Source organism: Vibrio sp. Y42_MX_L11, assembly GCF_024181785.1.
GTDB lineage: Bacteria > Pseudomonadota > Gammaproteobacteria > Enterobacterales > Vibrionaceae > Vibrio > Vibrio diabolicus.
Map to the genome: position 1 here is coordinate 53160 of NZ_JAMZAP010000004.1, position 14391 is coordinate 67550.

The window sequence follows — 14391 nt, forward strand, 5'->3', positions numbered from 1 at the left end:
TTCGATGTATCCTGTTTTTGTCGGTGAAAAGCTTTATAGGCCTGATTTCAGGCTAGCTTCAATAAATTTGTCCAGATCGCCATCAAGAACCGCTTGAGTATTACGGTTTTCAATGCCCGTACGGAGGTCCTTAATACGTGAGTCATCCAATACGTAAGAACGGATCTGGCTACCCCAGCCAATGTCAGACTTAGCGTCTTCATTAGCTTGTTTTTCCGCGTTTTGCTTTTGCAATTCAAGCTCAAATAGCTTCGCTCGAAGCTGTTTCATTGCCTGATCTTTGTTCTTATGTTGAGAACGGTCATTCTGACACTGAACCACGGTGTTCGTTGGTACGTGCGTAATACGTACCGCAGATTCTGTGGTGTTGACGTGCTGACCACCTGCGCCTGACGCACGGTAAACGTCGATGCGTAGGTCAGAAGGATTAATGTCGATATCGATGTTTTCATCAATCTCTGGATAGATGAACGCAGACGCAAATGACGTATGGCGACGGCCGCCTGAATCGAACGGAGATTTACGAACAAGACGATGAACGCCCGTTTCAGTGCGCAACCAACCGTAGGCATACTCACCAGAGATGCGAACTGTTGCCGACTTAAGACCCGCGACTTCACCTTCAGAGACTTCAATCACTTCAGCTTTGAAGCCCTTCGCCTCTGCCCAGCGTAGGTACATACGCAGCAGCATGTTGGTCCAGTCTTGTGCTTCCGTACCACCAGAGCCAGCTTGCAAATCGATGTAGCAATCTGAACTATCATGGTCGCCCGAGAACATACGACGGAATTCAAGCTTTTCTAGCTTCTCTTCCAACTCAGCAAGTTCTGGTTCGATTTCGTCAAATGTTTCTTGATCTTCTTCTTCTACAGCCAACTCAAGAAGACCTTCTACGTCTTCTACACCTTGCTCTAGTTGATCAATAGTTTCAACAACCGCTTCTAGCGATGCACGCTCTTTACCCAGTGCTTGTGCACGTTCAGGTTCGTTCCATACATCAGGTTGTTCAAGCTCTGCGTTGACTTCTTCTAGACGCTCTTTCTTCGCGTCATAGTCAAAGATACCCCCTCAGGACATTTGTGCGCTGAGACACGTCCTGCAGACGGTTTTTAATTGGATTGATTTCAAACATGTTTACTCAACATTTTAGAATAGAATTTAACCGAGAAATTCTACTGAAAAATGTGACCGAGATACAGGAAAATTTCGGATGAGAAATCAGATTGCGGTTAGAGAGAGCACGGTCATAAAATTTTACACCCTCTTAGGGGCAACCGTACTCTATAAGAAAGGTTAATCTAAATATTACTTAGCTTCGATATGATCGATCATCAATTGCAGTGATTGATTACCACGAAATTCATTCACATCCAATTTGTAAGCTAAACGTACCGTTTTAACTGATGCATCCGGCCAGCGACGCAAATCGACATTAAATGCAATGCCGTCGATCATCACATTGGTAGGGTGACCTTTGTAAAGCGGTTCTAACATCAATTTAAGATGCTTCTCACCCACCAGCTTTTGATGCAACACTTTAAACTCACCATCAAAGATTGGTTCAGGGAAGGCTTGTCCAAAAGGGCCACCAGACCGCAGCTGTTCAGCGACATGCATAGAGAATTCTTCAGGCTTAAGTTCACCATCAGACATGATCACGCCTTTTAGCGCCGCTTCATCGAGTTCCTTTTTTACCACTTCATCAAATAAACGGCTGAAACGTTCGAAATCCTGCTCTTTAATTGTTAAGCCTGCCGCCATCGCGTGACCACCAAATTTGATGATCAAACCTGGGTTTTGCGTGTCGATGAAATCCAACGCATCACGCATGTGTAACCCCGGAATAGAACGACACGAGCCCTTAATTGTCCCTTCTCCGCCATCAGCAAATGCGATGACTGGACGGTGAAACTTCTCTTTGATGCGCGAGGCCAAAATACCAATCACACCTTGGTGCCAATCACGTTGGAACAAGGCTAATCCGTAAGGAAGCTCACTGCCTTCACCAAACTGAAGACGCTCGCAGAAAGCCATCGCTTCTTGCTTCATGCCTTCTTCAATCTCTTTACGAGTTTGGTTCAAACCATCCAGTTCACTTGCCATACGACGAGCGGCGTGAATGTTGTTACACATCAACAGTTCAACACCAAATGACATGTCATCAAGGCGACCAGCAGCATTGATACGAGGACCTAAAGCAAAACCAAAATCGGACGCCACCAAACGACGCGCATCACGCTTCGCGACCTCAATCAATGCTTGAATGCCAGGGCGCGCTTTGCCTGCACGAATACGTTGCAAGCCTTGGTGTACAAGAATGCGGTTGTTTTCATCCAATGGAACGACGTCGGCGACGGTACCCAGTGCAACAAGGTCAATCAGTTCCATCAACTTAGGCTCTTGCATGCCCTGCTCAGCAAACCAATTGTGTTTTCGCATATGAACGCATAGTGCCATCATGAGATAAAATGCGACCCCGACACCAGCGAGCGCTTTAGACGGAAAATGACAGCTCTCAAGGTTTGGGTTCACCATTGCATCCACATCAGGCAACACTTGTCCCGGTAAGTGGTGATCGGTAACGAGCACGGTAATGCCGTTTTCTTTTGCGTAACGCACGCCTTCGATTGATGACACACCGTTATCTACCGTCATGATCATCTCAGCGCCAAGCTCTAATGCCTGGTCAACGACTTCTGGGCTTAACCCATAACCGTCTTCAAAACGATTCGGTACTAGGTAGTCCACATTGTGACTACCAAGCATACGCAGCGCGAGCACCGACAATGCAGAGCTCGTCGCACCATCAGCGTCAAAATCACCGACAACGATGATGCGTTTTTGTTCTTTTATTGCCTGAAACAAAAGCTCGACAGCTTGCTCAATCCCCCCGAGTTTTTGGTAAGAATGCAAACCACGAGCTGACGTTTCTAGTTGCGCAGGATCCGTAATCCCACGGTTGATGTAGATACGTTTGAGAATCGGAGGAATGGAATCAGGAAGAAGGGAAAGATCAGGTTCAGGACGTCGTTGAATTTCTATCATGCTTGAAAAGAGCCGGCGACTTTGCCGGCTCTGCTCCTAAAGGATTATTGTTGCTTTAAACGTTTCAATAGCTCTGCAGGCGGTAGGTAACCGCCAACCATTTCGCCATTCGGTAAGAAGATCGCTGGCGTACCAGAAATTCCCAATTGGCGACCTAGATTGTAATGTGATTGGATGGTTTCTTTACACTGTTTTAAGTCTTTCGCAGGGTTATCAAACGTACGATTCACTTTCGCGTTGTGCATTGCCGACTTTGGATCTTCAGCACACCAAATCGTCGCCATTTGCTCTGCCACTGGGCCAGTAGCACCTTGGCGAGGGTAAGCCATGTAACGCACTGTAATGCCTAGATCGTTATAGCCTTGCATTTGGCTGTGCAGACGCACACAGTAACCACAAGTGATATCAGTAAATACCGTCACTGCATATTTTTCATCGTCGGCTTTGTATTCAATCATGCTATCGGAGAACTGCGCGATTTTCTCCGCATTAAGCGGCGCTTGGCGCTCTGCAATGACATCTTTGTAACTACCATCGTCATTGATGGCATAAAGCGTACCGGCGATAAAATGGCTACCATCATTTGAAGCAAACAAGATCCCGCCATTAGTTTGGATTTCCAATAAACCAGCAACTTCTGATGGCTGAATATCAACGATAGATAAACCAAGCTTTGAGAACTTAGTTTTTAATGCCGCTTCATCAAAACTGCTTTGCGCAGCTGGTGCCACTTGCTGTGCAGGAGTGTCCGTTTTAGCCTGACTTTCTTCTGCACCACACGCGGTAACAAAAAATGGTAAAGTCAGCAGAGTTAGTCGGCGTAATACGCTCATGAAATTCACCTTAATATAAAATCGTTTTTCCAAGAAGACATGGATGAATCTAACCATTGTTATGCTCTTGGGTGGTGTTGACTGTGGATCTGCTTCAATCGTTCAGTCGCCACGTGAGTATAAATTTGCGTGGTCGATAAGTCACTATGTCCTAATAGCATCTGTACGACCCTGAGATCTGCGCCATAGTTCAATAAATGCGTGGCAAATGCATGACGCAGTACGTGCGGCGACAACTGTTCAGTGTCAATCCCTGCTATCAAAGCATAGTACTTAATACGGTGCCAAAACGTCTGACGAGTCATTTGCCTTGCGCGTTTGCTAGGAAAAACAATATCAGATGATGTATCACCAAGTAACGCAGGACGCCCTTGTTGAATAAACGTCTCGATCCAATCTACCGCGTTCTCCCCCATTGGCACTAAGCGCTCTTTACCGCCTTTACCTGTGACACGCACAACACCTTGACGCAAACTAATGTTTTCCATAGTTAAACTGACCAATTCCGTCACACGCAAACCAGTCGCATACAGCAGTTCCAGCATCGCTTTATCCCGCAATTCCACAGGATCATTCGGGTCTGGCGCTTCGAGCAAGGCGTCCACTTGCTCTTCACTAATATCTTTGGGCAAGCGTTGTGGCAGTTTAGGACTGACCAAGAGCGCACTCGGATCATCAGCACGTACTTTCTCACGATGCAGATATTGGAATAAACGGCGAATTGCCGACAACATACGCGCACGGGACGTCTGTTTGTAATCCAAGTCTACAAGGTAGCTTTGGTATTCTTGCAAGCCAGACAAACTAATGAAATCAAGACGGTAGCGATGTTTCTCCATCCACGTGAGCAGCTTCATCAAATCATTTCGATAGGAGGCCAGCGTGTTCTCTGATAGCCCACGCTCCATCCACATCGCATCTAAGAATTGTTCAACAAGCGAAAAATCTTGTTGATTGACAGGCTGTTGTGCCGTCATGAACGCTTCCTTATCTGTTTATATTTACAGTATTTAGATTAAGGCACCTGCCGATCCAATACCATAAAAAAATCATCCCGCTTAGGATATTCGCTGCAATCTTCCTCAATTTATGGTTAGAATCTTCCACAACAGCAACACAAATAACGATGAATATAATGAAAATCGGACTCTTTTACGGCTCAACGACCTGCTACACCGAAATGGCAGCAGAGAAAATTCGTACCATTATTGGTGAAGACCTTGTCGACATTCACAATGTGAAAGAGACACCGTTATCACTAATGGCGGACTACGACTTATTACTCCTTGGCATCTCAACTTGGGACTTTGGTGAAATTCAAGAAGATTGGAACGCGATTTGGCAAGACATCGCAACAACACCATTAAAAGGTAAAGTTGTCGCGCTGTTTGGTCTGGGTGACCAAGAAGGCTACGGTGAGTGGTATTTGGACGCGATGGGCTTACTTCACGATGAATTACAAGCGACCGGCGCAACCTTTATCGGTTACTGGCCAAATGAAGGCTACGAATTTGAAGCATCGAAAGCACTGATTGAAGATGGCAGCAAGTTTGTTGGACTAGCGTTAGATGAAGACTCGCAGTACGAACTGAGTGATGAGCGCATCGAAAAATGGTGTGAACAAGTTCTTGTGGAGTTCCACGACACACTTTAATAGTGTGAACGCTTCAAAGATAAAAAATAAAAAGCCCGATGAAGTAATTCATCGGGCTTTTTAATATCTTGATAGTGCGAAGTTATTACGCTGTTTCTTGTGCTAGCTCTGGACGAGGTTTCGCGATGAAGAACATGCACACGATAGCCGCAAATGTTGGAAGCACCCAACCCATGCCCACTTCGAATAGTGGCAACATGTTAAACGCAGAAACATCAACACCCGATACTTTTGCCGCGTCAACCAACGCAAACAACAGAGATACAAGCAGTACCGCGCGGTAAGCAAAACGTGGATTTGGCAGTTTGCTGCGTACAAATGTTAGTGCAACCAACGCAATCGCCACTGGGTACAGCGCAAACAATACTGGCACTGACAGAGAAATCAGTTGTGCAAGGCCGACATTCGCAACCAACGCACAAACAGAACCGTTAATCAGTACCCATTGCTTGTATGACAGTGGCGTTTTCGAGCTGAAGAAGTCTGAACACGCAGAAATCAAGCCAATAGCCGTTGTCAAACACGCTAGTAATACAATGACAGACAGAACGATTTGACCGTATGGACCAAACAGCGCTTGAACGTATTGGCTAAGTACCAGACCACCGTTATCTGCACCAGCAGCAACAGTTGCACTCGTCGCGCCCAAGTAGAATAGTGAAATGTAAACAAACGCAAGACCGGCAGCGGCAATACAACCTGCATAGATCAGATACTTAGTCGTTGCAGAACGCTCAGTAATGCCTTTGCCGCGCAGTGCATCAACCATCAGCATGCCAAACATCAATGACGCGAACGTATCCATTGTGTTGTAGCCTTCTAGGAAGCCTTTGGTCAGTGGTTGCGTTAAGTACTCACCGTGCGCGCCCAGCATGTCACCTTGAGGATCAATAAATACCGCGACAGCAAGAATGATCAAACCCACGAACAATGCCGGCGTCAGTACTTTACCAATAAGATCAATCAAACGGCCTTGGAACCATGAGAACATCATCGCCGCAATAAAGAAGATCACTGAAAATGCTGTGAGATGCGTTTGTGACGCTTCAAGGAAGAAAGGTTTCACCGCCATCTCGTAAGCCACTAGGCCAGTACGAGGCGCTGCAAACGCAGGACCGATGATGATGAAGATCAACGCAGCCATAATAACCGCTGCTTTTTTCGGAAGGTCTTGCGTTAAGTGATCCCAAGAACCACCAGCAACAGCAATAGCAACGATAGTAATAAGAGGTAGACCTACCGCTGTTAGCAAGAAACCAAACATCGCTGGCATTAAGTTTTCACCGGCTAGCTGACCCGCTAGAGGTGGAAAGATGATATTGCCCGCACCTAAAAAGAACGCAAATAGCATAAAGCCTACTGCGATAATATCTGTTAGTTTTAACGTCTGCTTCACAGATAACCCTTGTCTTTTAATTAATGAATGTTGTGTATGCTTAGACCACTTTTTGTATACCTAAAGTCAATAAGTACACGTGGTTCAATCTATAAAATTTTCGCCGCATAATGACGAAAGACTCATCATTTGGCAACCTTTAAGAAAAAAACACCATATTAATTTAGTTTTCAAACTTAAAAGCAGTGGATATAACCAGATCTAAATAACAGACCAGTTCTTTATCTCGAACAATTAACAATACAATTTAATAACCAACAAAACAACAATCTATACAATTAAGAAACAATAGAGAAATTCACTTAATTATTGAGCAAACATAAAACAATCATGAAGAGCAAAAAACTGAAAACTAAAGGCTTCAATTTTAAGCAATTTTGTATTGAGGGCGGCGAGAGTGGTATGCCCGTCAGCACTGATGGGGTCATGCTTGGTGCTTGGATTCAAAGCCCGAACAACACTCAAATTCTCGATATTGGCACTGGCACCGGGTTGCTTGCCCTGATGTGTGCCCAACGCTTTACAGAAGCTCAAATAACCGCGGTCGATATTGAATTAACAGCTATTGAAGCTGCGCAAAAAAATGTAGTTCAGTCGCCTTGGTCAGATCGTGTGAGTGTGCATCATTCCGACATACTAGACTTTACGCCGACGCATCCATTCCAACGCATCATTTGTAATCCGCCCTACTTCAACAGCGGCGAGCAATCGAAACACAGTCAACGTGCAGCCGCGAGGCACACTGATACGCTACGCCACAACGCATTGCTACAACGTTGCTATCAGTTGCTTGATGAACAAGGGAAAGCTAATTTTGTGTTACCAATCACCGAAAGCGAACGGTTTATTGAACTAGCATTACACCAAGGTTGGCATCTATCGCGAGTCTGTCGTGTACAGCCATCAGAAAAGAAATCGGTACATCGACTGTTATTTGAACTGGCGAAGCAGCCTTGCGATACTCAAGAATCCCATTTAATAATTCATTCGCATGACGGTTACAGTGACGATTTCGTCCAATTAACCCGCGAGTTTTATCTTAAGATGTGAAATAACATGTGATCCTTATCACCAATCACTTTATAATGTGCGACCTTTTTGTATTCTATGCTGTTGTGGCGAACCATTAACCAAGCTTTGCTTGTGGAGAACTCATTGTGATCAGAACCTTTGCTGAACTTGATCTAGACCAAAACCTACTTGAAGCCATTGAAGAGATGGGTTATGAACGCCCAACAAAAATTCAGGCAGAAGCGATTCCACAAGCGTTGGATGGTCGTGACATTCTAGCGTCAGCGCCAACAGGTACTGGTAAAACGGCAGCCTTCGTTCTGCCAGCATTGCAATACTTGCAAGACTTCCCTCGTCGCAAGCCTGGACCTGCGCGTATTTTGATCCTAACGCCGACGCGCGAATTGGCGATGCAAATTGCCGATCAAGCACGAGCTTTGGCAAAAAACACTAAACTGAACATTTTCACCATCACAGGTGGTGTTCAATACCAAGAGCACGCCGATATCCTTGCGACAACACAAGACATTGTGGTTGCAACGCCTGGCCGTTTAAAAGAATACATTGATGCAGAGCGTTTTGATTGCCGTGCGATTGAATGGTTAATTCTGGATGAAGCAGACCGTATGCTAGACATGGGTTTTGCTCCTACTGTCGATCGTCTATCTAACGAGTGCCGCTGGCGTAAACAAACCCTTCTGTTCTCAGCAACTTTAGAGGGTAAAGGCGTAGAGGGCTTTACCGCTGATCTGTTGAATGACCCAGCAGAGATCGATGCAAAATCGCCACTGCGTGAGCGTAAGAAGATTGCTCAGTGGTACCACCGTGCTGATGATGCAGAACACAAGCTTGAATTACTAAAACACATTATTACTCAGCAAGCAGAACGCACCATTGTCTTCTTGAAGACACGTGAGCGTTTGGCAGAGCTACGAGCGCAGCTTGAGAGCGCACAGATTCCATGTTCTTGGATTCAAGGTGAAATGCCTCAAGATCGTCGTAACAATGCGATTTCTCGCTTCCGCGATGGTACTGTAAACGTGCTGCTCGCGACAGACGTAGCGGCGCGTGGTATCGACCTTCCGGATGTGTCACACGTTATTAACTACGACATGCCACGTACGGCTGATGTCTACCTTCACCGTATTGGCCGTACGGCTCGTGCGGGTAAGAAAGGTAATGCTATCTCAATCGTAGAAGCACACGACCAACCAATGATGGATCGCGTTGCACGTTACGTGAAAGAAGACATCAAAGAGCGTTTCGTGAAAGAGATGCGTCCGAAACACAAAAAACCTGTGTTTAAGAAGAAAAAGAAAAAAGAAGACAAGAAGAAACCAGCGAAAAAGAAAACCGCTAAGAAGAAATAATTTTGTTAGGGCGAAATAGCCCAAGCTAAAACATAACAAAGGGTTGGCACTGCCAACCCTTTTTCGTTTGTACTGATAGAGGTTAACGTAGACTAAGTCTCAATCAGTTTTAGTTTTGCTCTTCGCGTTTAAATACTAACTCTGTTGGTGTCGATTCATCTTCAACAAAGTAGTAACCCGCCGTATCAAACTTAGTCAGATCTGCCACGCTCTCAATACGGTTTTCGATGATGTAACGCGCCATCATGCCGCGCGCTTTCTTCGCGTAGAAGCTGATGACCTTGTATTGGCCATTCTTACAATCTTTGAATACTGGCGTGATCACTTGCGCATCTAAGTTCTTTGGCTTCACCGCTTTAAAGTATTCATTTGATGCAAGGTTGATAAGCACATTATCACCTTGAGCAGAAATCGCTTCGTTAAGCTTATCCGTAATCACATTGCCCCAAAACTGGTACAAGTTTGTGCCCTTGTCGTTTGCAAGCTTGGTACCCATTTCAAGACGGTATGGCTGCATCAAATCGAGTGGTTTTAGTAAACCATAGAGGCCAGACAACATGCGCAAATGATCTTGGGCATACTCGAAGTCCGCCTCAGATAAGGTTTCGGCGTCTAGTCCTGTGTAAACATCACCTTTAAACGCTAGGATCGCTTGTCGTGAGTTTTCCGTGGTAAACGCTTCACTCCACTCTTGAAATCGCCCGACATTCAAATCGGCAATCTTGTCGCTCACTTTCATTAAAGAGGCAACATCAGCAGGAGTCAGTTTGCGGCAAACATCGATAAGCTCTTTTGAGTATTCGACCAACTCAGGTTGAGTAAATTTTTCTGTCGCTAACGGAGACTCGTAATCAAGAGTCTTCGCTGGAGAAACTACGATAAGCATGACTTTCCCTTCTCTAATTTTGTTTTTTAATAGGGTACAAAAAAAGCCATGCATTGTCTGCATGGCTTTTTACATCGTACTAATAGCTTTCAACTATGAGTGATAGCTCACTTAGTCTTTTTTATCGTTGTACCAAATGCCTTCTTCAAGCTGAGATTTCAGCTCAGGGAAGTCATTCGCATCAAACGTTGGTACTTTACCTTCACCAAGTTGGCGGTTGTAATCTTTTGCTAGCTTAATCACGATGCCAGATAGCAAGATGATTGCCACCAAGTTGACTATCGCCATCAGCCCCATCGAAACATCAGCAAGTGACCATACGACTGGGAGCGAAGCAAGTGCACCAAACATCACCATACCAAGAACAACAACGCGGAAAATGCTTAGGCCCGCCTTATGGTTGTGCTCTAGGAAGATTAGGTTCGTTTCAGCGTACGAGTAGTTCGCGATGATTGATGTAAATGCAAAGAAGAAGATTGCCACGGCAACAAAGATGCCACCCCAATCACCGACTTGCGAGCTCAATGCACGCTGAGTTAGCTCGATACCCGTCACTTCTGTTGCTTGACCGACATACTCACCTGACATCAGGATGATAGCCACTGTCGCTGAACAGATAACGATCGTATCCATAAATACACCTAGCATCTGAACATAACCTTGAGATGCAGGGTGTGGTGGGTAAGGCGTTGCTGAAGCCGCCGCGTTTGGCGCAGAACCCATACCCGCTTCGTTCGAGAATAGACCGCGTTTAATACCGTTAATCATTGCCTGTGCAATCGCGTAGCCAAGACCACCAGCCGCCGCTTCTTGCAGACCAAATGCGCTCTTAAAGATAAGCATTAATACATCAGGTAGCTTCTCTAGATTAGAGAACATGATGAACAGTGCTAGAGCCAAGTAAAGCAGCGCCATGATCGGAACGATCATCTCTGCGACTTTTGCGATACGCTTGATACCACCGAAAATTACAATCGCAGACAGTACTACAACCGCGATACCAACGTACAGGTCACTCCAACCAAATGCGGTGCTCATTGCATTTGCAATTGAGTTAGCTTGTACGGCGTTGAATACCAAACCAAAAGCGATGATTAGGAAAACTGAGAACAATACGCCCATCCAACGCATGCCCAGGCCTTTTTCCATGTAGTAGGCAGGACCACCACGGTAGTTGCCATCATCATCTTTGGTTTTGTATAGCTGCGCCAGAGTACTCTCTGCAAACGACGTTGCCATACCAAGCATTGCGATCAGCCACATCCAGAAGATCGCGCCAGGACCACCTGCAGTCAATGCAACTGCAACGCCCGCCATGTTACCTGTACCAACACGTGCAGCAAGACTAGTACAAAGCGCTTGGAAAGAAGAAATACCAGCTTTGTCTGCTTTACGACTGTTCTTAAGAACAGAGAACATGTGGCCGAAATGGCGGAACTGAATGAACCCTAATCGAACGGTGAAGTAAATACCAACACCAACAAGAAGATAAACCAGAATCGAACCCCAAAGGAGATCGTTCATCAAATTGATTAAGTCTGTCATGTGTACCTCAAAGTGAGTTGCGCCGGTCTATGCGTCCAAGCCATCCACCAAATTGCCTGCTAAGTGTCAAAGTGTGCTTAGCTTTTTAAGTAATGTTTATGGGCAATCTAGAATCGTAAACGTCGCTTCATGCATCCATTTTACGTACCAGCGTATTTTTTGACGGGCGGATAATGCAACCTAGGAGCGCAAAAATCAATATGCAACTATGATAATAACATTGTTATTTTTCACTATAAAGTCACCAAAAAATAACATAAATGGAAGACTTAACACCCATAAGCCGCAACATTTCAATTACCAAACGCCAACATAAATAATTATCGCCCACCAAACAGAACGGAGACCCATATAATTAAGACCAAGCTAGTATTCACAAGGTGTTACATAAATTTGCTCTAGTGCCTTACCATCTAATTGAACACTATTTCATCAAACTGGTTTTATGCAACTTTGACCTTTGCACTGTCCCCCCACTCGCCAAATCGAATTAACATTGAAAATCTCTCTATTTAATCGTTTTCTTGAGATCGTTTGTGCATTTTTTAGCCATCACATTGCAATGAAAAGTGTGATTTTGAGAATATTTTTGCACGAAAATGTCATGCTACCGACACAAATGCGAAATATATCATGGTTATTCTCACGGCTATTGTGGTACTTAAAAAACTCCACAAGGACTGGTTACAACAGTTTAGCTTAAGAAAGGTAAAGGTGGCTTATGGAAGGCTTTCAACTAGATGACATTTTTAATCTGGATACTACCTCAACAACCAAATCTCGTGCCAAACCAGTAAAGCGAAAGTGGCGTGAAATAGAAGAGATGAACGACAGGCGCAATTTGCTTAAAGAGCTACGCGAACTTGATGCCTGTACCGACTACAACTTGGAAGACATTAAACTCTAATTCAAACAAAAGGCACCTTAAGGGTGCCTTTTGTTTTTGTTTACAGTAACCGTAAACGACTTGAGTTTAGGCGCCAGGATTTAAGTATGAGTACCGTTATTACTCAATAAGAATTTTCCTATCTTTTGGTCGAGAAGCGCAAACGATAAATTTACGTCCAATTCTCAATAAATAAGAAATGCAGCTAACAAACCCGAGTGATACTTTCGCTCGCTCAGGTTTTATCGCACACACTTAAACATACTCAGCATCACTTTGACGCACACGTTCAGCTAACTGTTTATAACGATCAGCGATGGTGTCACCAAAAACTGGGTCATCTTCACTGACGCTCCATAAGCTTTCAACATGCTGCCAATCTTCGGTAGTGAATAACTCCTCAATGAGAGGCAGGATTTTTCGCTCCTCTAACTCCAAGTGGCGTCTTTGTGATTCAATGAAGTCCTCTAGGTGGGCCATAAACATGTCTTGAGGCACAACAGCATCCTGCAGGATCATCTCTATCAAGGAAGCAAACTCTTTGGTTTTACTTGCTAGCTCTTGGTGTTCTTTCTCTAAGTTTTCCATGGTCTGTTGCTTACCATAGTGCTCAAGAAAGTGGTGATAGAGAATATCTTCTTTCGGATGGTGAACTTTTTCTGAATGATTAGAGAGGTAATCAACAATCTCGCTTACTAATGCGTAGTTGATCGCACGTTCTTCTTTTATCTCATTAAGTTTATGGCGCAGTATCGCCAACAGACGAACCATATAGCCGTGTTCACGTCGAATTCTTTCGATCATCATAGCGTCTCTCCTTAACACCTACTTTTAATAAGTGTACATGAGAAATTTGCCATCAGCCTCGAGCGTGCTCAAAAAAACAGCGATAATGGTAGCATTATCGCTGTCTCTTCTTTTATACAGTTAATGGCAAATGCCAGTTGATTGGTGCTTTTCCTTGCGAGGCAAGTAACTGGTTTGCTTGAGAGAAATGCTTACAACCAAAAAAACCTCGGTGTGCTGAGAGTGGTGATGGATGTGGTGCGGCTAACACATGATGTTTATTACGATCAATAAAGCGCCCTTTCTTCTGAGCGTGAGAGCCCCACAATAAAAACACCACGCCTTCCTGATGCTGGTTTATCGCTTCAATCACTCGGTCAGTGAACGTTTCCCACCCCGTTTTTGAATGTGAATGCGCTTTACCTTGCTCAACCGTCAATACTGTATTGAGCAACAATACACCTTGCTCTGCCCAGCTTTGTAAGAATCCATGCTGAGGGATCTGGAATCCTTCAATATCTTGAGCCAGCTCTTTATACATATTAACGAGTGACGGTGGCGTTTTGATTCCAGGAAGAACAGAAAAGCACAAACCATGCGCCTGATTTGGACCATGGTATGGGTCTTGTCCCAGAATCACTACTTTAACATCGTTAAACTCGGTAAAACGAAACGCATTAAAGACATCTTTCGCTGGCGGGAAAATCGCTTTGCCTGCAGCGCGTTCTGCTTCTACAAAATTCAAAGTGTCTACAAAGTAGCTCTGTTTTTTCTCTTCGCCGATCACATCGTGCCAAGTGGGTGACTGATTCATGGAAAGTTCCTGTCCTAAATTTTGCTTCTATTCTAACGAGCGAAACCCAAACAAACAAAAACTTACCACGAACTTGAGAATAGTAATAAAAGACTAATGCTTCTGTGGCGTTCGAAAATGCCCCTGTCCGGTAATGTGACGATTAGGCATCGGCAAACGAAGCAC

General features: G+C 44.7%; 13 protein-coding genes. 4 read left to right on the plus strand and 9 right to left on the minus strand.

Annotated features, from left to right (window positions below; translation table 11 throughout):
• Positions 1-33: 33 nt before the first annotated feature.
• From prfB to xerD, 4 genes are all read right to left on the minus strand, one after another.
• A protein-coding gene (gene prfB / locus NL643_RS05545; protein ID WP_100068604.1) for a peptide chain release factor 2 occupies positions 34-1132 on the minus strand; the annotation gives its coding sequence in 2 pieces (ribosomal slippage) (positions 34-1056 and positions 1058-1132; 1098 coding nt in all).
• A 173-nt stretch (positions 1133-1305) separates the two neighbouring features.
• A complete protein-coding gene (gene recJ / locus NL643_RS05550; protein ID WP_006742673.1) occupies positions 1306-3045 on the minus strand; it encodes a single-stranded-DNA-specific exonuclease RecJ in 1740 nt (579 codons plus the stop codon).
• A 44-nt stretch (positions 3046-3089) separates the two neighbouring features.
• Positions 3090-3878, minus strand: coding sequence for a bifunctional protein-disulfide isomerase/oxidoreductase DsbC (gene dsbC / locus NL643_RS05555; RefSeq protein ID WP_012842135.1), 789 nt, complete (start codon positions 3876-3878; stop codon positions 3090-3092).
• A gap of 59 nt (positions 3879-3937) precedes the next feature.
• A complete protein-coding gene (gene xerD / locus NL643_RS05560; RefSeq protein WP_005397336.1) occupies positions 3938-4855 on the minus strand; it encodes a site-specific tyrosine recombinase XerD in 918 nt (305 codons plus the stop codon).
• A 158-nt stretch (positions 4856-5013) separates the two neighbouring features.
• Here xerD and fldB point away from each other — a divergent pair, with 158 nt between their 5' ends.
• Positions 5014-5532, plus strand: a complete 519-nt coding sequence (gene fldB / locus NL643_RS05565; RefSeq protein WP_005397338.1) for a flavodoxin FldB — start codon at positions 5014-5016, stop codon at positions 5530-5532.
• An 85-nt stretch (positions 5533-5617) separates the two neighbouring features.
• Here fldB and brnQ read toward each other — a convergent pair whose 3' ends face one another.
• Positions 5618-6928, minus strand: a complete 1311-nt coding sequence (gene brnQ, locus NL643_RS05570) for a branched-chain amino acid transport system II carrier protein (protein ID WP_006742676.1) — start codon at positions 6926-6928, stop codon at positions 5618-5620.
• A 330-nt stretch (positions 6929-7258) separates the two neighbouring features.
• Here brnQ and NL643_RS05575 point away from each other — a divergent pair, with 330 nt between their 5' ends.
• A complete protein-coding gene (locus NL643_RS05575; RefSeq protein ID WP_005396289.1) occupies positions 7259-7978 on the plus strand; it encodes a tRNA1(Val) (adenine(37)-N6)-methyltransferase in 720 nt (239 codons plus the stop codon).
• 107 nt (positions 7979-8085) lie between these two features.
• The gene (srmB, locus tag NL643_RS05580) at positions 8086-9309 is read left to right on the plus strand and encodes an ATP-dependent RNA helicase SrmB (RefSeq protein ID WP_005396291.1); all 1224 of its coding nucleotides are present in this window, start codon (positions 8086-8088) and stop codon (positions 9307-9309) included.
• A 109-nt stretch (positions 9310-9418) separates the two neighbouring features.
• Here srmB and yaaA read toward each other — a convergent pair whose 3' ends face one another.
• Together yaaA and NL643_RS05590 are read right to left on the minus strand one after the other, a co-directional pair.
• A complete protein-coding gene (gene yaaA, locus NL643_RS05585) occupies positions 9419-10195 on the minus strand; it encodes a peroxide stress protein YaaA (protein WP_054867275.1) in 777 nt (258 codons plus the stop codon).
• A gap of 111 nt (positions 10196-10306) precedes the next feature.
• A complete protein-coding gene (locus NL643_RS05590) occupies positions 10307-11740 on the minus strand; it encodes a sodium:alanine symporter family protein (RefSeq protein ID WP_005396293.1) in 1434 nt (477 codons plus the stop codon).
• A 721-nt stretch (positions 11741-12461) separates the two neighbouring features.
• Here NL643_RS05590 and NL643_RS05595 point away from each other — a divergent pair.
• Entirely contained in the window at positions 12462-12647 is a 186-nt protein-coding gene (locus NL643_RS05595) for a DUF3545 family protein (RefSeq protein WP_005396294.1), read from the plus strand.
• Positions 12648-12881: 234 nt separating this feature from the next.
• On the opposite strand, the gene NL643_RS05600 is transcribed toward NL643_RS05595, so the two are convergent.
• Both NL643_RS05600 and ung read right to left on the minus strand, forming a co-directional pair.
• Positions 12882-13433, minus strand: coding sequence for a hemerythrin domain-containing protein (locus NL643_RS05600; RefSeq protein WP_253644063.1), 552 nt, complete (start codon positions 13431-13433; stop codon positions 12882-12884).
• 112 nt (positions 13434-13545) lie between these two features.
• Positions 13546-14226 carry a uracil-DNA glycosylase gene (ung, locus tag NL643_RS05605; RefSeq protein WP_005396298.1) on the minus strand — a complete coding sequence of 227 codons (681 nt, stop codon included), beginning with the start codon at positions 14224-14226 and terminating at the stop codon, positions 13546-13548.
• Positions 14227-14391 lie beyond the last annotated feature (165 nt).